The organism is Streptomyces sp. G7(2002) (genome assembly GCF_028870195.1).
Lineage (GTDB): Bacteria > Actinomycetota > Actinomycetes > Streptomycetales > Streptomycetaceae > Streptomyces > Streptomyces nigrescens.
The window spans coordinates 1,017,745-1,038,264 of sequence record NZ_CP102609.1; the positions used below are offsets into that span (position 1 = coordinate 1,017,745).

At 70.3% G+C, this 20,520-nt stretch carries 22 protein-coding genes; 20 read left to right on the forward strand and 2 right to left on the reverse strand.

Translation table 11 applies throughout. The features are described 5' to 3' along the window. Positions 1–556 precede the first annotated feature (556 nt). The 3 genes from NUT86_RS03840 (at position 557) to NUT86_RS03850 (ending at position 3,004) form a co-directional block, all read left to right on the forward strand. Positions 557–760, forward strand: coding sequence for a cold-shock protein (locus tag NUT86_RS03840; protein WP_009715709.1), 204 nt, complete (start codon positions 557–559; stop codon positions 758–760). Positions 761–1,103: 343 nt separating this feature from the next. After that, positions 1,104–2,600: a DEAD/DEAH box helicase gene (locus NUT86_RS03845; protein WP_109887212.1), complete on the forward strand. Its 1,497-nt coding sequence runs from the start codon at positions 1,104–1,106 to the stop codon at positions 2,598–2,600. 86 nt (positions 2,601–2,686) lie between these two features. Beyond that, positions 2,687–3,004, forward strand: a complete 318-nt coding sequence (locus NUT86_RS03850) for an SCO5918 family protein (protein ID WP_093638053.1) — start codon at positions 2,687–2,689, stop codon at positions 3,002–3,004. Between the two features lie 174 nt (positions 3,005–3,178). On the opposite strand, the gene NUT86_RS03855 is transcribed toward NUT86_RS03850, so the two are convergent. Beyond that, entirely contained in the window at positions 3,179–3,556 is a 378-nt protein-coding gene (locus NUT86_RS03855) for a hypothetical protein (RefSeq protein ID WP_093638056.1), read from the reverse strand. A 197-nt stretch (positions 3,557–3,753) separates the two neighbouring features. Between NUT86_RS03855 and NUT86_RS03860 the strand changes: the two genes are divergently transcribed. From NUT86_RS03860 to NUT86_RS03870, 3 genes are all read left to right on the forward strand, one after another. Beyond that, positions 3,754–4,164 (forward strand): hypothetical protein, encoded by a 411-nt coding sequence (locus tag NUT86_RS03860; protein ID WP_093638452.1) that lies wholly within the window; start codon positions 3,754–3,756, stop codon positions 4,162–4,164. Beyond that, positions 4,161–5,549: a hypothetical protein gene (locus tag NUT86_RS03865; protein WP_274733410.1), complete on the forward strand. Its 1,389-nt coding sequence runs from the start codon at positions 4,161–4,163 to the stop codon at positions 5,547–5,549. The genes NUT86_RS03860 and NUT86_RS03865 overlap by 4 nt, the downstream gene beginning before the upstream one ends. 166 nt (positions 5,550–5,715) lie before the next feature. Next, on the forward strand, positions 5,716–6,120 hold the full coding sequence (locus NUT86_RS03870; RefSeq protein ID WP_093638062.1) for a VOC family protein: 405 nt from the start codon (positions 5,716–5,718) through the stop codon (positions 6,118–6,120). Positions 6,121–6,210: 90 nt separating this feature from the next. On the opposite strand, the gene NUT86_RS03875 is transcribed toward NUT86_RS03870, so the two are convergent. Further along, positions 6,211–6,945, reverse strand: coding sequence for an SDR family oxidoreductase (locus tag NUT86_RS03875; RefSeq protein WP_109887216.1), 735 nt, complete (start codon positions 6,943–6,945; stop codon positions 6,211–6,213). Between the two features lie 126 nt (positions 6,946–7,071). On the opposite strand from NUT86_RS03875, the gene NUT86_RS03880 reads away from it, so the two are divergent. The 14 genes from NUT86_RS03880 (at position 7,072) to NUT86_RS03945 (ending at position 20,517) form a co-directional block, all read left to right on the forward strand. Continuing rightward, positions 7,072–7,941 (forward strand): helix-turn-helix transcriptional regulator, encoded by an 870-nt coding sequence (locus NUT86_RS03880; protein ID WP_148592836.1) that lies wholly within the window; start codon positions 7,072–7,074, stop codon positions 7,939–7,941. Between the two features lie 122 nt (positions 7,942–8,063). Next, complete coding sequence (locus tag NUT86_RS03885; protein WP_274733414.1) at positions 8,064–9,161, forward strand: NAD(P)/FAD-dependent oxidoreductase; 1,098 nt, start codon at positions 8,064–8,066, stop codon at positions 9,159–9,161. Positions 9,162–9,474: 313 nt separating this feature from the next. Further along, positions 9,475–10,683 (forward strand): cytochrome P450, encoded by a 1,209-nt coding sequence (locus NUT86_RS03890; protein WP_093638074.1) that lies wholly within the window; start codon positions 9,475–9,477, stop codon positions 10,681–10,683. A 259-nt stretch (positions 10,684–10,942) separates the two neighbouring features. Further along, positions 10,943–12,025: a type III polyketide synthase gene (locus tag NUT86_RS03895; protein ID WP_262371613.1), complete on the forward strand. Its 1,083-nt coding sequence runs from the start codon at positions 10,943–10,945 to the stop codon at positions 12,023–12,025. A gap of 386 nt (positions 12,026–12,411) precedes the next feature. Next, the gene (gene dnaK, locus NUT86_RS03900; protein ID WP_093638079.1) at positions 12,412–14,295 is read left to right on the forward strand and encodes a molecular chaperone DnaK; all 1,884 of its coding nucleotides are present in this window, start codon (positions 12,412–12,414) and stop codon (positions 14,293–14,295) included. Next, complete coding sequence (gene grpE / locus NUT86_RS03905) at positions 14,292–14,927, forward strand: nucleotide exchange factor GrpE (protein WP_274733417.1); 636 nt, start codon at positions 14,292–14,294, stop codon at positions 14,925–14,927. The genes dnaK and grpE overlap by 4 nt, the downstream gene beginning before the upstream one ends. Positions 14,928–15,272: 345 nt before the next feature. After that, positions 15,273–15,581, forward strand: coding sequence for a gas vesicle protein GvpO (locus NUT86_RS03910; protein ID WP_274733419.1), 309 nt, complete (start codon positions 15,273–15,275; stop codon positions 15,579–15,581). A gap of 78 nt (positions 15,582–15,659) precedes the next feature. After that, a complete protein-coding gene (locus tag NUT86_RS03915; protein ID WP_148591555.1) occupies positions 15,660–16,100 on the forward strand; it encodes a gas vesicle structural protein GvpA in 441 nt (146 codons plus the stop codon). 3 nt (positions 16,101–16,103) lie between these two features. Further along, positions 16,104–16,817 carry a GvpL/GvpF family gas vesicle protein gene (locus NUT86_RS03920; RefSeq protein ID WP_274733422.1) on the forward strand — a complete coding sequence of 238 codons (714 nt, stop codon included), beginning with the start codon at positions 16,104–16,106 and terminating at the stop codon, positions 16,815–16,817. Positions 16,818–16,837: 20 nt separating this feature from the next. Continuing rightward, on the forward strand, positions 16,838–17,095 hold the full coding sequence (locus NUT86_RS03925) for a gas vesicle protein GvpG (RefSeq protein ID WP_262037852.1): 258 nt from the start codon (positions 16,838–16,840) through the stop codon (positions 17,093–17,095). A 29-nt stretch (positions 17,096–17,124) separates the two neighbouring features. After that, positions 17,125–17,901, forward strand: a complete 777-nt coding sequence (locus NUT86_RS03930; RefSeq protein WP_274733425.1) for a hypothetical protein — start codon at positions 17,125–17,127, stop codon at positions 17,899–17,901. Beyond that, on the forward strand, positions 17,894–19,174 hold the full coding sequence (locus NUT86_RS03935; protein WP_274733427.1) for an SRPBCC family protein: 1,281 nt from the start codon (positions 17,894–17,896) through the stop codon (positions 19,172–19,174). The genes NUT86_RS03930 and NUT86_RS03935 overlap by 8 nt, the downstream gene beginning before the upstream one ends. A 30-nt stretch (positions 19,175–19,204) precedes the next feature. After that, entirely contained in the window at positions 19,205–19,630 is a 426-nt protein-coding gene (locus tag NUT86_RS03940; protein ID WP_266439712.1) for a gas vesicle protein, read from the forward strand. Further along, positions 19,627–20,517: a GvpL/GvpF family gas vesicle protein gene (locus NUT86_RS03945; RefSeq protein WP_274733429.1), complete on the forward strand. Its 891-nt coding sequence runs from the start codon at positions 19,627–19,629 to the stop codon at positions 20,515–20,517. The genes NUT86_RS03940 and NUT86_RS03945 overlap by 4 nt, the downstream gene beginning before the upstream one ends. Positions 20,518–20,520 lie beyond the last annotated feature (3 nt).

Consider the following 20,520-nt stretch of genomic DNA (forward strand, 5'->3'; position numbering starts at 1 on the left):
CCCGGACATTTTCCCGCGGCCGGCGCCCTCCGGCCCGGTGAGTGGTACGGTTCCGGCCGCCGCCGACGGAATCCGGTCGCGAGGCTCAGATCCATATATCTATCGTGACCGGCATAGATTTTCTCCGCCATTCCAGGCCTCGGCACGCGCCGGGCGGACGGGAGGGCGGCGGGCTGCGCCTGACCGGCGCGGCGCACGGACCGCTCACGCGGCCGCGCAAGCCGAAAGTGCGGGGCGAGCCACCCCCTCCCGTGGCCGGACGGGTCGGTGCGCGAGGGGCAAATATCTCGTGCCGCGACCACAGAAATACCCGCCACGGCAGCAGGGGCTTTCGCGCCCAAGAATGGCGGAGGCAACAGCCACGCAAGGCCGCTGATGCCGTGCTACTGTCGATCTCAGTTGCAGTTGTGGTTCCCAAAGACTTCTCGCACCCCCGTCGACATTCCATGCCGGCGGGAGCGCTTTTGTATATCCGGTTTTCCGGACGGGGCAATCATCACGGCGACGCGGGGTCCGCACAGTGCGGCCCCGGCACTGCCCCCGAAGGAGATATGACATGGCTACCGGTACCGTTAAGTGGTTCAACTCGGAAAAGGGTTTCGGCTTCATCGAGCAGGACGGCGGCGGCGCTGACGTCTTCGCCCACTACTCGAACATCGCCACCCAGGGCTTCCGTGAGCTCCAGGAAGGCCAGAAGGTGACCTTCGACGTCACGCAGGGCCAGAAGGGCCCCCAGGCCGAGAACATCGTTCCCGCCTGACGCTGACGCATCACACCGCAGCTGGGGCCCGCACCTTGGGTGCGGGCCCCAGCTCGTTGCCCTTTGCGGAATCCGCCGCGTGTGCCGTCACGGCCGCGCCGGCGACAGAGGCAACCTGCTCGGTACCGGACCACGGCCTGCTGCGACAGCACGCCGCTCCACCCGGCTCCCCGATCCGGCATCACGTGCGCCGCTCTTCGCGGCGAAATCTTTTCCACGCGTCGGCGGTCGATTCCGCCCCGCCTCGTTCCATCTGTTTTCGCCGGTCCGTTCTGCGATTCTTTTGTGTGTGGCTCACAGCTGCCGGGAATTCCTCGACGTACCGCATCGAGGAAGGTTCTCCATGAACCGCACATCTCGCCCGAACGACCGCTTCTCCCGTACCCGCTCCGCCGGTTCAGGCCGTGGCGGCAACCGCTCGCAGTCGGCCAACCGCTCCGGTGGCAAGCGGCGGCGTCCGGCGCCGCAGGGAGAGTTCGCCCTGCCCGTCACGCACACCCCCGCGCTGCCGCCGGCCGAGTCGTTCGCCGAGCTGGACATGCCGTCCCCGCTGCTGTCGTCGCTGACCGCGGAAGGGGTGACCGCCCCGTTCCCGATCCAGGCCGCCACGCTGCCCAATTCGCTGGCCGGGCGCGACGTTCTGGGCCGCGGCCGCACCGGCTCGGGCAAGACCCTCGCCTTCGGCCTGGCCCTGCTGGCCCGCACCGCCGGCCAGCGCGCCGAGCCGGGCAAGCCCCTGGCCCTGGTCCTGGTCCCCACCCGGGAGCTGGCGCAGCAGGTCACCGATGCGCTCACCCCCTACGCCCGGGCGCTGTCGCTGCGCCTGGCCACCGTCGTCGGCGGTATGTCGATCGGCCGCCAGGCCGGCGCGCTCCGCGGCGGGGCCGAGGTCGTCGTCGCGACTCCCGGACGGCTCAAGGACCTCATCGGGCGCGGTGACTGCCGTCTGAACCAGGTCGGCATCACCGTGCTGGACGAGGCCGACCAGATGGCCGACATGGGCTTCATGCCCCAGGTGACCGCGCTGCTCGACCAGGTTCGCCCCGAGGGTCAGCGGATGCTCTTCTCGGCCACCTTGGACCGCAATGTCGACCTTCTGGTCCGGCGCTACCTGACGGACCCGGTGGTCCACTCCGTCGACCCGTCGGCGGGCGCCGTCACCACGATGGAACACCACCTGCTGCACGTCCGTGACGCCGACAAGCACGCCACCACCACGGAGATCGCCGCCCGCGAAGGCCGGTCGATCATGTTCCTGGACACCAAGCGCGCGGTGGACAAGCTCACCAAGCACCTGCTGAACAGCGGGGTACGCGCCGCGGCCCTGCACGGCGGCAAGTCCCAGCCCCAGCGGACCCGGACCCTGGCCCAGTTCAAGACCGGCCAGGTCACCGTGCTGGTGGCCACCAACGTCGCCGCCCGTGGCATCCACGTCGACAATCTCGACCTCGTCGTCAATGTCGACCCGCCCACCGACCACAAGGACTACCTGCACCGCGGCGGACGCACCGCCCGCGCCGGGGAGTCCGGCAGCGTCGTCACCCTCGTGCTGCCCAGCCAGCGCCGCGAGATGGACCGGCTGATGGCCGACGCGGGGATCACCCCCCAGTCCACCCAGGTCCGCTCCGGCGAGGCCGAACTGACCCGTATCACCGGTGCCCAGGCTCCCTCAGGGGTTCCCGTTACCATTGCCGCACCGGTCGTCGAACGTCCCAAGCGCAGTGGCTCCTCCACCCGCGGCCGGCGCAGTCGCTCCTCGCAGGCCCGTCGGTCCTCCGGCGCACCCCGGACCGCGTCCGGGACGTCGCAGCGCCGGCCCGCCGCCGGCAAGACCCCGTAACGCGGCAGTCATGCCGCTCGCCCGCCGCTCCTCCTCCGCTCCGCCGTCCGGCCGTTCCCGGTTCTCTTCGACCCTGTAGAGGCACTATGCGCGTCGTCATCGCCCGCTTCCCCTTCGACCTGATCAAGACCGAGGTGCAGGACTCGATGAAGGGCGTCAAGCCCGAACCCATCACGGGTGAGTCCGTACTCATCGGCGGCCGTCACTACCCCGTCAAGCAGGTCGGGGAGATCATCACCCGGCAGGACCGCCGCGACTTCTCCGCCGGCGAAGTGACCCGGGCTCTGACCCGCCTCGGCTTCACCTGCAGCAGCTCCTCGACCCCCGTCGCCCGCACGCCTCTTGAGGAGGCGTCGGCACTGCTCCAGGCTCCGGCGGCGCCTGACGGCGACCCGACGGGCTGACACGGGCCACCCCGCACGACGAAGTGGGCTCCGACCGCACCGGTCGGAGCCCACCTTTGTGTGACGGTGGTCCTCCAGGCTCATGACGGGCCGTGGTCGCGCGGCGGCCACGGCAGCGACGGCGGCAGGGACTGCGACAGCAGGACGGTCCTGCGCCGGGGCAGAGACCCGGCCTCAGCGGTCGGAGTAGCTGAAGTCGCCCACCGTCCACGCTCCTACGTCCTTGATCGCGATGCGATACATCCCGCCGGTCTCGGGCAGGCCGATACTCCCCTGCAGAATCCTCGCCACATGGAAATACAGGTGGGTGGGTGGCTCTTTCCGTTGCGGCGGGCCGGTGTCCGGGCCGGCGGAGGCGAAGAGCGCGGAGAACGGTCCCAGCCGCTCCGACTGCTCCAGGACCTCGGCCACACGCTGCCGCCACACGCTCTCGGGCGCCAGCCGCCCCGTGATGACAGCACCCTGGACAACCACTGTGAGCGACATCTGATTGCTCTGCTCCGACTCCACCATGGCGGCGATGTCGACAAGCAGCTCGTCGGGCTTCGACATGGGAGCAGACTTTACTGCCGCGACCGGCCCTCGGCACCACACCCGGCAGCGCGCGCCCCGCGGCCGCTGTTGTTGAGCCACCGTCACCGGACGTAGGAGACTACGCGTGCAGTGGTCCGAAACCAGGTCCGCACGGGACGCGGGCCGGGGCCGGGGAGGGCCGATGAGCCAGATGACGGGAACGGGGCGGTGGAGCGATGGATCCGGTGCTTGCCAGTGCGGGGACGACGCTGGTCGGGCTGATGGTGACCGAGGCCTGGGGGCAGACCCGGGACGGCGTGGTCGCGTTGTGGCGGCGGGTACGGCCCGCGGACGCCGACGGTGTCGGCCGGGACCTCGACGAGGCCCGCGCGGAACTCGTCCAGGCCAGGGAGGGGGGCGCTGACGAGGAGACGGAGCAGGAACTGGTCGGCGAGTGGCAGCGGCGGCTGCTGCGTGTCCTGCGGGACGATCCGGCGGCCGCCGAGGAATTGCGGCGGGTGCTGGAGGCGGCGCAGGGGGCGCAGCCGGCGGAACTCCCCGCCGGTAACGTGCAGTTGCAGGCGCGCGCGGAGGGCAGCTCCCGGATCTACCAGGCCGGGCGCGATATGCGGGTACAGGGGTCATGAGCGACGGGGCGTCCTGGGAAGCCGAGGCGCACGACCAGGCACGGATCTACCAGGCCGCCCGTGATCTGCACATCACCCATCAGCACGGCGACGACCGCGCGCCGAGGACGGCGCCCCGGCTCTCCCTTCGGCATCTGCTGTCGTGTTTCGACGAGGCGCCCCTTCCGCTGTCCGTGCTGTCCACCGAGGCGTTCGCCGCGGTCCGGATACCGGAGCTGCCGGCGGAACGGGTGGCGGCCGAGGTGCGCGAGCTGACCGACCGCGCGGGGGTGGCCGGTGAACCCCCGGTGCCCTGTGTGCGGGCGGACGCCGCCGCCGTCGCCGAGTCCGCCCGGGAGCTGACGGACGAGGTGCGCGCGCAACTGTGCGGTTACGCCGCGGCGTTGCTCGACCATGCCCTGCTGCGGTCGCCCGACGGTACGGCACCGGACGTGTTCGCCCCGCATGCGATGGCCCTGCTGTGGCGTGCCGGCCGGGAACCGTCACGGGCGGCCACGGTCGCGCGCCGGGTCCGGGACGCGTATGCCGCGGCCGGCCGGTACGAGGAAGGGCTGCCGTTCGCGGTGCGGATCGTGGAGTCGTCGGGCGCCGGGGCGGAGCTCGGGGACGTCCTGGCGCTCGGCCGACTCCAGGTCGGCTGCGGGGACTTCGGCGACGCGGAGGCCGTGCTGCGTCCGGTGCTCGACCGGGCGGAGAGGGAGGCGGGCGGGCGCGGACTGTCGCTTGCCGGGCACACCGGCCCGAGCATCGCCGAGATCTTCCGGGAGAACGCCGACGGCCCGTTCACCGGTCGGCTCTCCCCGGCCGACTGTCATGTGCTGACGCAGATCGCCGAGGTGCAGCATGCCCTGGCCGATGCGCTGTACGGGCTGCGGCGCTACGCCGAGTGCGAGCGGCTGTTGCATGCGGCGGCCGGCCTGCGCTGGCGGGTCCAGGGGGCGGCGCATCCGGCGCGCCTGCTCGCCCAGTTGCACCGCGCCCGCGCGCTGGGACAACAGCGCCTGTGGCACGAGGCTTTCGCCCTGGTCCATGACGCCCTCACCTACCGGGACAGAGCGGAACTCGAAGGGGACCGCCCTCGGGATGCCGCCCTGCTGCGACTCGTGCACGCGGAGGTGACGGCGGCAGCGGTCCGCTCGCTGCGGGACGAGGGCGCGAGCCGGTCGAGGGGCGTGGGGATGTTCCCGGCGCCGGTGGTGCGTTTTCTGGACCGCACGATGGGTCCCCACACCAGGCCCGAGAAGCTCACCTGGGCCGACGCCGTCCAGTTGGCCGGGGAAGCGGTACGCGCCTGTGAGCGTGCCTTCGGTGCCGCGCACCCCCATGCCCGTAGCGCCCGTACGCTGCTGGAACAGGCCCGCCGTGAACAAGGATCTGCCCCGTAGCGTCATCGGCCGGGACCACTCCCCCGGCTGTCTGCGCGTCGCCCTTCCACAAGGCGGGCGGGCCGGGTCGGGCGAAGCGGCTTTCCCGGCACGCGGAGTGTCGGAGCCGTCTCGGGGTAGCGGTCCGGAGAGGCGGGCGGAGGCCCGTCGACAGGAAGGGAACCGGATGGCCATCGCCAAAACCAGCGTCCTGGTACTGGATTGCGCGGAGCCCGCGGCACTGGCGGACTTCTACGCACAATTCCTCGGCGGAGAAGTGCGGATCGGGACCAGCCCGGACTACATCGAAGTCGTCGAGAGCGACACCGTGCACCTCGCGATACGACGGGACCGGGGCGCGGCGCCGCCCAGTTGGCCCCGCCCGGACGACTCACAGCAGGCACATCTGCACTTCCTCGTCCCGCAGGACAACATGGACGAGGCGGAGCGCGAAGCGGTCAGCCTGGGAGCACGGCCGCTGCAGACGCGGGAGAACCGCGGGCCCTACGACGCCCGCCGTTATGCGGACCCCGCGGGCCACCCCTTCGTTCTCGCCGCGAGCGAGGGCCATGCCCTGGGGCAGGCGAACTGAGGGCTGTCCCGGGCGGGCGGAGGGGCGGGGAGCGCCACCGGGTCCGGTGGCGCTCCCTTTGTCGCCAAAGCGCCCTGTGGAGACGCCCTGTTAGCGGGTGCGGGCCGCCGGGCGCACGACCAGCTCGTTCACCTCGACCTCCGGAGGCCGGCTCACGGCGAAGGCGATGGTGTCCGCGACCGCGGCAGCGGGCAGCGCCACCGCGCGGTAGGCCGTCATGGCGTCCCGGGCCGTCGGATCGGTGATGGAGTCCGCGAGTTCGGATTCCGTGACGCCCGGCGAGACCACGCTGACCCGGATGCCGCCCGCGGACTCCTGGCGCAGTCCCTCGGAGATCGCCCGTACGGCGAACTTGGTGGCGCAGTAGACCGCGGCGGTGGGCACCACCTCGTACGCCCCGGTCGACGCGACATTGACGAAGTGTCCGGCGCCCTGGGCTCGCATCACGGGCAGCGCGGCGGCGATCCCATGGAGCACCCCGCGCACATTCACATCGAGCATCCGGTCCCATTCGTCCACCCGCAGCGCCTCCAGTGGCGACAGCGGCATCACCCCCGCGTTGTTGACCAGGACGTCGACCCGTCCGAATTCCGCGCGCCCGGCCGCGACGAAGGACCGCATGTCCTCGGCGGAGGTGACGTCCAGTCGCCGGAAGGCCGCGGTGCCGCCGTCGTTGCTGATCTCCTGGGACAGCTCTTCCAGTCGATCGGTGCGGCGGGCGCCGAGGAAGACGCGGTGACCGTCGGCGGCCAGGCGGCGGGCGGTCGCCTCGCCGATGCCGCTGCTCGCGCCGGTGATCAGGATGGCCTTCTCGTGCTCCGTCATGGCTGCTCCTTTGCCAGTTGCTTTCACCGGCGAGCCTCCACCGCGGAGCGCACCGCGACCAGGACAGCTCGTGCCTGGGTGCCCCACACCCAGGCACCTCCCGCAGACACGCCCTACGTTGGGCGGATGACGAACAACGAACTCGGGGCGTTCCTGCGGGCGCACCGGTCACAGGTCCTCCCCGAGGACGTCGGTATGCCCTCCCACGGGCGTCGCAGGGTCCCCGGACTGCGCCGCGAGGAGGTCGCCGTCCTGGCGGGCATGAACGCCGACTATTACGCGCGGCTGGAGCAGGGCCGCGAACGCCACCCCTCGCCGCAGGTGCTCGATGCCCTCAGCCGTGCGCTGCGGCTGGACGAGGACGGGCGGACGCATCTGTGCCGGCTGGCCGGTGTCGTCCCGGACGACCGCCCGGCGTCCTACGGGCCGGAGACCGTCGGCCCGGCCCTGCGCCAGCTGATCGACGGTTATCCGCACACACCGGCCTTCGTCCTCAACCCGGCGCTGGACATCCTGGCCGCCAACTCCCTGGCCGAGGCGCTGTTTTCCCCCTTCGAGCGGGCGGACAACCTTGCCCGCATGGTGTTCCTCGACCCGGCGGCGCGGCAGTTCCACACGCGCTGGAACCGGGCGGCCCAGGCCACGGTGGCGAATCTGCGGCAGGCGGTCGGCCGTGACCCCGATGCCCCGCGGCCGGCCGCGCTGGTGCGGAGCCTGACCGCGGCGAGCGCGGCGTTCACCGAGCTCTGGCACTCCCACACCGTGCGCGGAAAGACCCACGAGGCAAAGGAGTTCAGCCACCCGGAGGTCGGCGCCCTGTCCCTCACCTACCAGGCCTTCGACGTCCGGAGCGCGCCCGGCCTGCAACTCGTGATCTACCACGCCGAGCCGGGCAGCCCCAGCGCCGAGGCCCTCTCCCTGCTCGGCACCCTCCACGCCACCGATCGGCAGGGGTCGGACGGCACGGTGCGGGCTCCGGGCACGCGCGGGCACTGAGCGAGGGGCCGGCGCCGGTGGCCGGGCCCCGGACGGCGGACTTCCTCTTTGCCATCTCGGCAACGATGTTTGTCAATGCGGCGCGGCCGGTCGAGCATCTCCGGTGAACGGAGGTACGAGAGATGGCAACTCAGAAGAAGGACCGGATTCCGGCCGCGCTCTCCGCGGAGGCGCACCATGACGTGGTGGTGGTCGGGGGTGGCGCGGCGGGGCTCAGCGGGGCCCTGGCGCTGGCCCGGGCACGGCGTTCGGTACTGGTGGTCGATGCCGGCGAGCCGCGCAACGCCCCGGCCGACCGGGTGCACAACTACCTGGGCCGGGAGGGCACGCCCCCGTCGGAGCTGCTGGCGGCGGGGCGGGCGGAGGTGGCGGCGTACGGCGGGTCGGTCGTCAGCGGCTGGGTCGTCTCGGCCCGGCGCCGGACCGGCGACGGCGGGGAGCACGAGGGCTTCGACGTGGCGCTGGCCGACGGCACCCGGGTGAGGGCGCGACGGCTGCTGGTGGCCACCGGGCTGGTCGATGAACTGCCCGAGGTCGCGGGGCTGGCGCAGCGGTGGGGGCGTGAGCTGCTGCACTGCCCGTACTGCCACGGCTGGGAGGTCCGCGACCAGCCGATCGGGGTGCTGGCCACCGGGCCGAACGGGGTGGACAAGGCGCTGCTGTTCCGCCAGTGGAGCGCGGAGGTGACCCTGTTCCTGCACACCGCGCCGGAGCCGTCCGAGGAGCAGTGGGAGCAGCTCGCGGCCCGCGGTATCGCGGTGGTCGACGGCAAGGTCACCGGGGTGGAGCTGACCGACGACCGGCTCACCGGGCTGCGGCTGGACTCCGGCCGGGTCGTCCCGTGCCGGGCGGTGGTCGTCGCACCGCGGTTCGCGGCACGTGGGGCCGTGTTGGCCCGGCTCGACCTCGAAGTGGACGAGCAGAAGGGCGGCGAGCAGGTACTCGGCAGTGCCGTGGCCGCCGGCCCGGCCGGGGCAACCCGGATTCCCGGAGTGTGGGTGGCCGGCAATGTCACGGATCCGTATGCCGGGGTGATCCAGGCCGCTGCCGCCGGGCTCACCGCCGCCACGTCGATCAACGGCGATCTGGTCAAGGAGGACACCGCCCGCGCCGTCGCCGCACACCGCGCCCGGATCCCGGCACCGCGGGAGCCGTTCGCCGCACGGACGGAAGCCGAGGTGTGCGCACGCGTACTCGGCGGGCGCCGCCACGGCCTGTGACCTCCCCGCGGCGCCCGGGGCGGCGCTGAGCACAGTGGTCACCGCACAGAACGGGCGGGGACATCACCCTTATGGCGCAACGCTTCGGGCACCCGGCCCCGGTCGCAATTCGCTGGGGAATGGCGGACCACAGCACCCGCCATTCCTCAGCGTGATCGGACGGTAAAGCCGCCTCCGCATCCCCGTGTTTACGATATCCGGGATGAATTGGCGCGTTTCTGGCTGACGGCCTGGTACGTACGCGTACATGCGCCAATTTTCTGCCTTCACAGGCGGTGAATCCACTCGTCACCTCTGACTTCGGGAGCTCATTATGGAACCCGGCGCTACCGTGTGGAACTGCCCGTTCGACTACGCCGAGGCACTGGAATTCGATCCGACGCTCAAGCGTCTGCTGACCGAGGAACCGGTCGCCCGTATCAAGCTGCCCTACGGGGAGGGCGAGGCCTGGCTCGTGACCCGGTACGAGGATGTGCGCACGGTGACGACCGACCGGCGCTTCAGCCGCAGTGCCATCATCGGCCGGGACTTCCCACGGATGACGCCCGAGCCGATCGTGCAGGACGAGGCGATCAACGTGATGGACCCGCCGGCCAGCAGCCGCTTGCGGAGCCTGGTCTCCAAAGCGTTCGCCCCGCGTCAGGTCGAGCGCATGCGGGCCCGTACGCAGCACGTCGTGGACGACCTGCTGGACCGGATGACCGCGCAGGGTTCCCCGGCCGACCTGATGGAGAGCCTGGCGTCCCCGCTGCCGCTGACCACCATCTGCGAGGTCCTCGACATCCCCGAGGCCGACCGCGCACAACTGCGCGGGCACGCACGGACCATGATGAACGTCACCGTCGAGAACCGGGACAGCGCCGTCCGCGCCAAGGCCGATATGCGCGCGTACTTCAAGACGCTGACGGCGAAGCGCCGCCAGCACCCGGGAGACGACCTGATCAGCGCGCTGGCGACCGCTCGCGACGGCGACGAGCTCCTCAACGACCAGGAACTCACGGTCCTGGCCATGGTGCTGCTCATCACCGGCCAGGACACCACCACCTACGAGATCGGCAACCTCGCCTACACCCTGCTCACCCGGCCCAGGGAACTCGCCATGGTGCGGGCCCGCCCGGAGATGCTCCCGCAGGCGATGGAGGAACTGCTGCGGTTCATCCCCTTCCGTAAGGGCGTCGGTATCCCCCGCGTCGCCACCGAGGACGTGGAGCTGAGCGGGGTGATGATCCGGGCCGGGGACATCGTGCACGTTTCCTACCTGACGGCAAACCGGGACGGCCGGAAGTTCGAGCGGCCCGACGAGCTGGATCTGGAACGCGAGGACCGGCCCTCCCACATGACCTTCGGCTGGGGCGGCCATCACTGTCTGGGCGCCCCGCTCGCCTTCACGGAGCTGGAAGTCGCCCTCGGCGCCCTCCTGGAGCGCTTCCCCGAGCTCAGGCTGGCAAAGCCGGCCGAGGAAGTGCGCTGGAACACGACCTCGATCTGGCGCTATCCGCTGGAGCTGCCGGTCGCCTGGTAAGGGTGCCGACGCCGCAGAATGCAGAAGTCACCGCTCTGGCGTACGGTTACTAGTCGGAAAGAAGATCCACCTGCACGGGGAGAGTTCATTCTTCGACGGATGGCCCGCTCACAGTTCTCTCCGAGGGTCGTGCACTTCAGTCCGCCGATTCCCGCCAAGGCCAACGTGCCCGTTCTTCGGGCAGGTTGCCGCGGCGGGAACCACCGGCCGACAGCGACCCGAAAGGGAAATCAGGGAATTCCCTGAGCGGACCACAAGTCTGCAAGGAGCCCATCCCATGGCGGTTCTGTGCAAACCTGCAATCGCGGTCCCTGAATACGTCATCACCCAAGACGACACCCTCGAACTCGCACGGCGGCTGCACAAGGATCATTCGCAGCTGCGGCTGGTGCTCCGCCTCATCGAGCACACCGGTGTACGCAAACGGCATTTGATCCAGCCGATCGACAAGGTGCTCAAGCACCCGGGGCTCGACGCCCGCAGCGCGGTCTACGAGGAGGAGTCCAAGGCCCGTGTCCCCGCCGTGGTGCGCCAGGCACTCGACCAGGCCGAACTGGAGCCACAGCAGATCGACTTGATCGTCTACGTCTCCTGTACCGGCTTCATGATGCCGTCCCTGACGGCATGGCTCATCAACACTCTCGGCTTCCGGTCGGAGACACGGCAGATGCCGATAGCCCAACTCGGCTGTGCCGCGGGAGGCGCCGCGATCAACCGCGCGCATGACTTCTGCACCGCGTACCCCGAGGCCAATGTCCTCATCGTCGCGTGTGAATTCTGCTCGCTGTGCTACCAGCCCACTGATCTGGGGGTGGGATCGCTGCTGTCGAACGGCCTGTTCGGCGACGCGGTCGCCGCCGCCGTGGTCCGGGGCAACGGCGGCACCGGCGTCCGCCTGGAGCGCAACAGCTCGTACCTGATCCCGAACACCGAGGACTGGATCTCCTACGCGGTGCGGGCCACGGGATTCCACTTCCAGCTGGACAAGCGGGTACCCGGCACCATGGAGCCGCTCGCCCCTGCTTTGCGCGCCATCGCGAAGCAGCACCAATGGGACGCGGGCGAACTGGACTTCTACATCGTCCACGCGGGCGGTCCGCGCATTCTGGACGACCTGTGCCACTTCCTGGAGGTGCCGCCCGAGGCGTTCCGCTTCAGCCGCGCGACGCTGACCGAGTACGGCAACATCGCCAGCGGTGTGGTGCTCGACGCCCTGGCGAGGATGTTCGACGAAGCATCGGCCGTCGAGGGCCAGCGCGGTCTGCTGGCGGGTTTCGGTCCCGGCATCACCGCCGAGATGTCCCTCGGCACCTGGGCCTCGACCCCTGACATCGCGGCGTGAGCGCGCCCGCGCGGTGCGCCCGGACGGTGATCCGCCGGGCGCACCGCGCATGTGCCCGCGCAGCGCGGCACCGCGACGCCTCACTCCCCTGGGGTAGCGCTCCGGCCCGCGTCGGCGTGGCCGCGCGGGAAGCGACTGGACCGTGCCGCCCCGGGAAGGCGCCGCGGTGTGGGCGCGTCCCGGGAACGGGATCACCCGGGGGCAGCCGTCGGCGGGGGCACGGCAGCGGTTGGCGCAAAACGAACTTTTGCCTTGAATAGGAATATCTTGACATGCGTGTCAGCGCGTTCTATGCAGATGAGTAGGCGGCTTGCTCCCCATATCAGCAGGTGAGGAGGCCTACGCGGGGCCGTTCCGCGAGCGGGCCGCAAGGTGAGGAGAAGACCATGGCACGTGCAGTGGGTATTGACCTTGGTACGACGAACTCGGTGGTCAGTGTGCTGGAGGGCGGCGAGCCCACGGTCATCACCAACGCCGAGGGCGCCCGGACCACCCCGTCGGTGGTCGGCTTCGCCAAGGGCGGTGAGGTGCTGGTGGGCGAGATCGCCAAGCGGCAGGCCGTGACCAACGTCGACCGCACCGCGCGGTCGGTCAAGCGCCACATGGGCGAGGCGCAGTGGCGCTTCCCGGAGAGCGGCGACATCGACGGCAAGCAGTACACCGCTCAGGAGATCTCCGCGCGGGTGCTGCAGAAGCTCAAGCGCGATGCCGAGGAATACCTGGGCGAGGACGTCACGGATGCCGTGGTCACCGTTCCGGCGTACTTCAATGACTCCCAGCGCACCGCGACCAAGGAGGCCGGCGAGATCGCCGGCCTGAAGGTGCTGCGGATCGTCAATGAGCCGACCGCTGCCGCCCTGGCCTACGGCCTCGACAAGGAGAACGACCAGACCATCCTGGTCTTCGACCTCGGCGGCGGCACCTTCGACGTCTCACTGCTGGACATCGGCGACGGCGTCGTCGAGGTGAAGGCCACCAACGGCGACACCCACCTGGGCGGCGACGACTGGGACCAGCGGATCGTCGACCACCTGACCAAGCAGTTCAAGAACGCGTACGGCATCGATCTGTCCCAGGACAAGATGGCCACCCAGCGACTGCGGGAGGCCGCCGAGAAGGCGAAGATCGAACTGTCGGCGGCGACCGAGACCACGATCAATCTGCCGTATCTGAGCGCGTCGGCGGACGGGCCGCTGCACCTGGACGAGAAGCTCACCCGCTCACAGTTCGAGCAGCTCACCGCCGACCTGCTCGAACGGTGCAAGACTCCGTTCCACAACGCGGTGAACGACGCCGGGGTCAAGGTCGCCGACATCAACCATGTGATCCTGGTCGGCGGCTCGACCCGGATGCCCGCGGTGACCGAGCTGGTCAAGGAGCTGACCGGCAAGGACCCGCACAAGGGCGTCAACCCCGACGAGGTCGTCGCCATCGGCGCCGCCCTCCAGGCCGGTGTGCTCAAGGGTGAGGTCAAGGACGTCCTCCTGCTGGACGTCACCCCGCTGTCCCTCGGTATCGAGACCAAGGGCGGCATCATGACCAAGCTCCTGGAACGCAACACCACGATCCCGACCAAGCGCTCCGAGATCTTCACGACGGCCGAGGACAACCAGCCGTCCGTGCAGATCCAGGTCTACCAGGGCGAGCGCGAGATCGCGGCGTACAACAAGAAGCTGGGGATGTTCCAGCTGACCGGCCTGCCGCCGGCCCCCCGCGGGGTCCCGCAGATCGAGGTCTCCTTCGACATCGACGCCAACGGCATCATGCATGTCACGGCCAAGGACCTGGGCACCGGCAAGGAGCAGAAGATGACCGTCACCGGCGGCTCCTCGCTGCCGAAGGACGACATCGACCGGATGGTCCGCGACGCCGAGCACCACGCCGATGAGGACCGCCGCAGGCGCGAGGCCGCCGAGACCCGGAACCAGGCCGAGCAGCTCGTCTACCAGACCGAGAAGTTCCTCAAGGACAACGAGGACAAGATCCCCGGCGAGGTCAGGACCGAGGTCCAGACCGCCGTCGGCGAGCTGAAGGAAAAGCTCAAGGGCGAGGACACCGCCGAGATCCGCACCGCCAGCGAGAAGCTCGCGGCCGTCTCCCAGAAGATGGGCCAGGCCATGTACGCCGACACCCAGGGCGCGCAGACCGCCCCGGGCCCTGAAGGCGCCGCTGCCGGTGAGGGCGGGTCGGACGCCGCCGCCGACGAGCAGGACGATGTCGTCGACGCGGAGATCGTCGACGACGACAAGCAGGAGGGCAGCGCACGATGAACCGCCCGCCCCACGTCCACGGCCTGCCCCACCCCCCGCTGGCCCTCGTCGGACACGGGCCGGCAAAGCGCCCCGAACCGGGCCCGCCCGATGTCACCGACCGCCCGGACGAAGGGGTGGAGCAGGGCACCGGCAGGCCGTCCGGCCATGACGAGTCGGCCGGGCGGCCGACGCCGCCGGAGGCGGTGCTGTACGCCGAACTCCGGGAGCGGACCGCCGACCTGCAGCGGCTGAAGGCCGAGTACGACAACTACCGCAAGCGGGTCCACCGCGACCGGCTGGCGGTCGGCGAGATCGCGGTGGCCAATGTGCTGAGCCGGCTGCTGCCCGTGCTCGACTCCCTCGCCGAGGCCACCGAGCAGGGCGAGGTCACCGGTGGATTTCGGCGCGTCGCCGAGGCACTGCGCACCGAGCTCGGGGCGCTGGGCCTGCAGGCCTTCGGCGCGGCGGGCGACCCGTTCGACCCGCTGATCCACGAGGCCGTCACCTTCACCCCCACCGACCGGCTGGAGCAGGCCCTGTGCACCGAGGTGCTGCGCCTGGGCTACCGGGTCGGCGACCGTCTGCTGCGCCCCGCGCAGGTGGCCGTCGCGGGCGAACCGCCCGCCGCGGCGCCTCACGTCCGGCTCTGAATTACCTTTCCGCACCTCGGAATTGGTCTGTCTGTCCTGTTCCGGTCCCTGTTTCGCTTGCCGTCCTGCGCTGTCCATGACGCGACGGTGAGCTCATTCATGCGCCGATCCGCCCGGCGATCCGTACACATTGACCTGCACGTTGGCCAGTGCGTTGGCCTGCGCGTCGACCTGTGCGTCGATCCCCGGCTTGCGGGACGAAGACGCTCTTGCGTGAACGGGAATTGCTCCCCCATGTGCGCGGCTACGCATATGTTCGAGTCCCAGGGGCACGCGATCCTCTACCGCCAGCAAACGGCCTCCGTACTTCGACAGAAAGCCCTACGACGCACGACAGGCGGGATCATGGCGACCGAGGAAAACACGGAACGCGAGAAAGCACACGGCGGCGGAACGGAACGGATCTCCGCCTCCACGGCAATGCGCCACGCCTCCGGGCAACTTGCGCAACTGCTCCAATGTGAGCCCGACTCGGTGTCGGCTCTCAAGCCCACCGAGGACGGTTGGTTGGCGAACGTGGAAGTGGTGGAGATCGAAAGGGTGCCGGACACCGCGAGCGTGATGGCTTCCTACCGCGTCCGCCTCGATGAACAGGGCCAACTCATGGGATACGAGCGGACCCGCCGATACGGGCGGGGCCAGATCGACAAGTAAGCCCCCGACGCTCGGCACCCACCACGACAACGCACGGCCCCATGACCCGCTCCAGTCACCTGGAAGGGACGATCGACCGTGACTGCCATTCAGCAATCCAACGCCGCGACCAGCGGAAGTGGTTCGGGAAATCTTTACGATGTTCTTGAGCTGATCCTTGACCGAGGACTCGTGATCGACGCCTTTGTGCGGGTCTCGCTCGTCGGTATCGAAATCCTCAAGATTGATGTGCGCGTCGTCGTCGCGAGCGTGGACACCTATCTGCGCTTCGCCGAGGCGTGCAACCGACTCGATCTGGAATCCGGCCGTAAGGCACCGAGCCAGCTCACCGATCTGGTCGGTGAGGCGACCGAGAGTGGCGCCAAAGGAAAGTCGAAAGGCGCGCTGACCGGTGCCGTTGAGGCATTCAGCGAATCCTTGCAGAAGGGCCAGGAGGACTCCGCGGAAGAGGAAGAGCGGCCGGCACGTAAATCTTCCGCCGCCAGCAACCGGCGCACCGCGCGCCGCCGGGAGGACTGAGCCATGGGAACGTACCTCTACGCCATCACGGCGGCCGGCCACCCCCTGCGGCTCTCCGGCATCAGCGGGGTCGGCGAACCCGCGGCGCAGCTGCGCACCGTCCGCACCAAGGACCTGTGCGCGGTGGTCAGCGACGCACCGCCGCAGCTCCGGGCCAAGCGCCGCGATGTAGCCGCCCACCAGGACGTTCAGGATCGTCTGCTGGCCGACGGCGCCGCCCTGCCGATGCGCTTCGGACTGGTCGGCACCGACGACGCGCAGGTGGCCACCGTCCTGGAGCAGGACCGCGACAGCTACCTCCGGCGGCTCGAAGAGGTCGACGGCTGCCGTGAGTACCACCTCAAGGTGGCGCGCGACGAGGACGACCTGCTGCGGGAGATCATGCGGGAGTCCGCCGAGGTACGGCGGCTCAACGACCGTACGCGGGAGAACCCCGGCGCCTACGACGACAAGGTGGCGCTCGGCGAGCTGATCTCGCAGGAGGTGGAGGCGCGTCACGAGCGCGCCCGGTCGGACATCGTGGCCCGGCTCTCCGGGACCGCGGTGCGCACCGCGGACGTCGAGCCGACGAAGCGCCACTTCCTCAGTGCGTCCTTCCTCGTCGAGCGGGAGAAGGCCGCGGCCTTCTCGGAGGCGGTCCACGAGGAGGCCGGGCAGCGCGGTGACACCTACGACTTCAGCCTGCACGGCCCCCTGCCGCCGTACAGCTTCGTCTGACCTATGAGAGGAGACCGGCCATGGGCCTCCTCACACAACTCCTGACCCTGCCGGTGGCCCCGGTGCGGGGCACGGTCTGGGTCCTGGACCAAGTGCTGCTCACCGCCGAGCGCGAGTACTACGACCCGGCGCCGGTCCGTGAGCAACTGGCCGCGCTGGAACAGCAGTTGCTCGACGGCAGCATCGGTCCCGAGGAGTTCGACGCCCGCGAGGACGAGCTCCTGGACCGGCTGGAGTGGCTGGAGGCCCACCAGCAACGACTACGTACCGACTCCTGATCAGGGGAGATTGAGGTGTACGACAGATGATGAGCAACGCCAAGATAGGTGTGGCCCTCGTCGGGGGCTACCTACTGGGGCGCACGAAGAAAGCCAAGATGGCCATCGGCCTGGGCATGTTTCTGGCCGGCAAGAAGCTGAATCTGGATCCGAAGCAGTTGGGCACACTGGTGGCCAACTCGCCGGTTCTGGGCCCCCTGAACGACCAGGTGCGCAAGGAACTGGTGGACGCCACGAAGGCGGCGGCCGGCACCGCGCTCACCCAGCGGATGTCCGGTCTTGCCGACTCCCTGCACGAGCGGACCGCGGCCCTCACCGAGGGCCGTGACGCGGCCGACGATACCGAGCGGGCTCCGGACGACGAGGCTCCGCGGGCGGGGGCGGACGACGAGGACCGGGCGCCCGAGGGCGAGGCCCGGGGCGACGCCGGGAATGCCAATGCCGAGGACGCCAAGGACGCCGAGGGCGCTGTGGACGCCGAGGAAGAGGACGAGGAGCCCGCGCCGCGCCGCAGGAAATCTGGCGCCTCAACCGCGAAGCCGGCCGATTCGGCCAACTCGGCCAACTCGGCCAAGTCAGCCACCACATCAGCCGCGAAGTCCTCCGCGAAATCAGCGAAGAAATCGGGCACCGCCGCCGCGCGGCGCCCGGCAGCGAGCGCATCGCGGGCCTCGGGAAAGACCGCTGCCGCCTCGTCCCGCGGGCGCCCGGCCGCCTCCTCAGGGCGGAAGGCCGCCTCAGGGGCCCGTAAGAAGGCGTCCGGTGCGGCGCGCACAGCCGCCGACCGCGGAGGCAGCAATGGCTGAGTCCACTTTCAGCAAGGTGAAGCACGAGGTGACCCACAGTCCGGCGGCCGACGAGCTCAAGGAGGAGCTGCAGCGCTACCTCCAGGCACGGGCCCAGCACGCCGTCACCAGCCTCGGCCACAAGCTGGGCGAGAGCGTCGGCAAGCTCGCCGAACCCGGCGCAGGCGCCGGGGGTCTGGTGAGCGGCCTGGCGAAGGGCGGTGCGGCGCTCGGTGAGGGCAAGTCGCCGCAGCGGGCGGCGCTGACCGTCGGTGCCTCCCACCTCAAGGACACCGTCAAGGACAAGGTCAAGGGGCTGTTCGGCAAGGGCCGCAAGGGCGGCGGTGGAAAGTCCAAGAGCGTGACCATCGTCGAGGACATCGATGTGGGCGTTCCGGTGCGCGAGGCGTACGACCAGTGGACGCAGTTCCAGGAGTTCAGCACCTTCGCCAAGGGGGTCGTCAGTGTCGACAAGGCCGACGACACCACCAGCAACTGGAAGGTGAAGGTCGCCAAGTCCACCCGCAGTTGGCGGGCCAATGTCACCGAGCAGGTGCCCGACGAGCGCATCACCTGGACCACCGAGGGCGCGAAGGGCACGGTCAAGGGGGTGGTGACGTTTCATCGCCTCACCGACAACCTGACGCGTGTGCTGCTGGTGCTGGAGTACTTCCCCAAGGGGCTGTTCGAGAAGACCGGCAACATCTGGCGCGCCCAGGGCCGCCGGGCCCGGCTGGACCTCAAGCTCTACCGCAAATTCATCATGCTGCGCGGCGAGGCCACCGACGGCTGGCGGGGCGAGATCCAGGACGGCGAGGTCGTGGTCGAGCACGCCGACGCCGTCGAGGCGGAGAAGGACCGGGAGGACGCCGAACCCGGCTCCGACGACGACGGGCGCCCCGATGCGGACGGGACCGACGAGGCCGAGGAGGACGAGGCCGACGATGCGGACGAGGCCGACGATGCGGACGAGGCCGAGGAACTCGACGACGAGGGCATCGCTCCGGAGGACGAGGCGGACGATGCGGACGAGGACAGGTTCGCGGCGGAGGACGGCGGCGGCGACGACGACTTCGGCGAGCCGGTCGACGAGGACGACGAGGAGCACGACGAGGACGAGGACGCGGACGCGGACGCGGAAGACGACTACGGCGAGCCGGCCGATGAGGACGACGACCTCGTGGAGCCCGTCGACGAGGACGAGGTCCCTCCGGACGAGCGGGCGGCGGACGACGAGGACGAGGACGAGCCGGCGCCGCCCGCCCGGGGCCGCCGTACCGCCGGCGTCCGCTGACCTCTCCCCACCGCACAGACGAGGCTGAACATGTCCGATTCACTGGCCGGCCGTATGGGGCCGTCCTCCGGTCCGTCCCCGTACGGCCGGCAAGGGTCCTCCGCCAACCTGGCCGACATCCTGGAACGCGTCCTCGACAAGGGCGTCGTGATCGCGGGCGACATCCAGATCAATCTGCTCGACATCGAGCTGCTGACCATCAAGCTGCGGCTGCTCGTCGCCTCCGTCGACAAGGCCAAGGAGATGGGCATCGACTGGTGGGAGCACGACCCCTCGCTCTCGTCCCGCGCCCGCCCACCGCAGCAGGTGCCCGCCGGGCACCCGCCGGAGGCCGGCCGCAGTGCGCTGGCCGAGGAGAACCAGCAGCTGCGCGCCGAGCTCGCCGAGCTGCGGGCGGCGATCGGCTCCGGCCAGGGCTCCGACGGGCGCCGGGCGGACCACGAGGAGGAACGGTGAACAGCCACCTTCAGGGAGAAGCGGAGACGGCCGCAGCCCCGCGGCAGCCGCTCCGCCTGCCCACCGAGCAGCGGGAGTCCGGTCCCCTCTGGAGCTCGTACGTCTACGCCATCGGCCGGGCGGGCACCGGTCTCGGCACGGCGGCTCCCCGGCTCACCGGGCTGCGGGACGGGCGGCTGCGGACGGTCACCGCCGGTCCCCTCACGGCGCTCGTCTCCTCCGTCCCGGCCGACGCTTTCAGCACCGAGGGCATGAAGGCGCAGCTGGAGAATCTGACGGAGCTGGAGGAGATCGCACGTACCCACCACACGGTCGTCGAGGCCGCCCACACCGGCACGACAGTGCTCCCCATGCGGCTGGCCACCGTGTATCTGGACGACGACCGGGTGCGGTCCATGCTGCGGGAGCGTGGCGCGGAATTCGACGCGCTGCTCTCCCGGCTCGAAGGCCATGCCGAGCTGGGGGTGAAGGTGTACGCGGACCCGCGCGCCACGGCCGCGGAACCACCGCCCGCCCCCGACGGTCCGGACCCCGCTGCTTCCCCGGTCAGCCCCGGCCGGGCCTACTTGCAGCAGCGCCGGGCCCAACGCCGGACGCAGCGCGATGCCTATCGAGCGGCGGGCGCCCTCGCCGACGACGTACGGGTCCGGGTGGCCGCCCTTGCCAGGGACCGGGTCGTCCATCGCCCGCAGCAGGGTGAACTGGCGTCCGGCGCGGGGGAGAACATCGCCAACGAGGCCTACCTGGTGCCCACGGACCGTATCCGGGAATTCCACCGGGCACTGGCGGGGATGGCCGACGGTGTCCCCGGCGTACGCGTCGAGGTCACCGGGCCCTGGGCCCCGTACTCCTTCGCGACCCCGCCCGCGGAAAGCCGGAGTGCGTGATGG

Coding starts and splice junctions, on each gene's coding strand:
- NUT86_RS03870 (WP_093638062.1), top strand. CDS start 5,716: ATGGCCATCGCCAAAACCAGCGTCCTGGTACTGGATTGCGCGGAGCCC.
- NUT86_RS03940 (WP_266439712.1), top strand. CDS start 19,205: ATGTCCGATTCACTGGCCGGCCGTATGGGGCCGTCCTCCGGTCCGTCC.
- NUT86_RS03890 (WP_093638074.1), top strand. CDS start 9,475: ATGGAACCCGGCGCTACCGTGTGGAACTGCCCGTTCGACTACGCCGAG.
- NUT86_RS03920 (WP_274733422.1), top strand. CDS start 16,104: ATGGGAACGTACCTCTACGCCATCACGGCGGCCGGCCACCCCCTGCGG.
- NUT86_RS03925 (WP_262037852.1), top strand. CDS start 16,838: ATGGGCCTCCTCACACAACTCCTGACCCTGCCGGTGGCCCCGGTGCGG.
- NUT86_RS03865 (WP_274733410.1), top strand. CDS start 4,161: ATGAGCGACGGGGCGTCCTGGGAAGCCGAGGCGCACGACCAGGCACGG.
- NUT86_RS03840 (WP_009715709.1), top strand. CDS start 557: ATGGCTACCGGTACCGTTAAGTGGTTCAACTCGGAAAAGGGTTTCGGC.
- grpE (WP_274733417.1), top strand. CDS start 14,292: ATGAACCGCCCGCCCCACGTCCACGGCCTGCCCCACCCCCCGCTGGCC.
- NUT86_RS03855 (WP_093638056.1), bottom strand. CDS start 3,556: ATGTCGAAGCCCGACGAGCTGCTTGTCGACATCGCCGCCATGGTGGAG.
- NUT86_RS03880 (WP_148592836.1), top strand. CDS start 7,072: ATGACGAACAACGAACTCGGGGCGTTCCTGCGGGCGCACCGGTCACAG.
- NUT86_RS03860 (WP_093638452.1), top strand. CDS start 3,754: ATGGATCCGGTGCTTGCCAGTGCGGGGACGACGCTGGTCGGGCTGATG.
- NUT86_RS03850 (WP_093638053.1), top strand. CDS start 2,687: ATGCGCGTCGTCATCGCCCGCTTCCCCTTCGACCTGATCAAGACCGAG.
- NUT86_RS03845 (WP_109887212.1), top strand. CDS start 1,104: ATGAACCGCACATCTCGCCCGAACGACCGCTTCTCCCGTACCCGCTCC.
- NUT86_RS03885 (WP_274733414.1), top strand. CDS start 8,064: ATGGCAACTCAGAAGAAGGACCGGATTCCGGCCGCGCTCTCCGCGGAG.
- dnaK (WP_093638079.1), top strand. CDS start 12,412: ATGGCACGTGCAGTGGGTATTGACCTTGGTACGACGAACTCGGTGGTC.
- NUT86_RS03930 (WP_274733425.1), top strand. CDS start 17,125: ATGAGCAACGCCAAGATAGGTGTGGCCCTCGTCGGGGGCTACCTACTG.
- NUT86_RS03875 (WP_109887216.1), bottom strand. CDS start 6,945: ATGACGGAGCACGAGAAGGCCATCCTGATCACCGGCGCGAGCAGCGGC.
- NUT86_RS03935 (WP_274733427.1), top strand. CDS start 17,894: ATGGCTGAGTCCACTTTCAGCAAGGTGAAGCACGAGGTGACCCACAGT.
- NUT86_RS03910 (WP_274733419.1), top strand. CDS start 15,273: ATGGCGACCGAGGAAAACACGGAACGCGAGAAAGCACACGGCGGCGGA.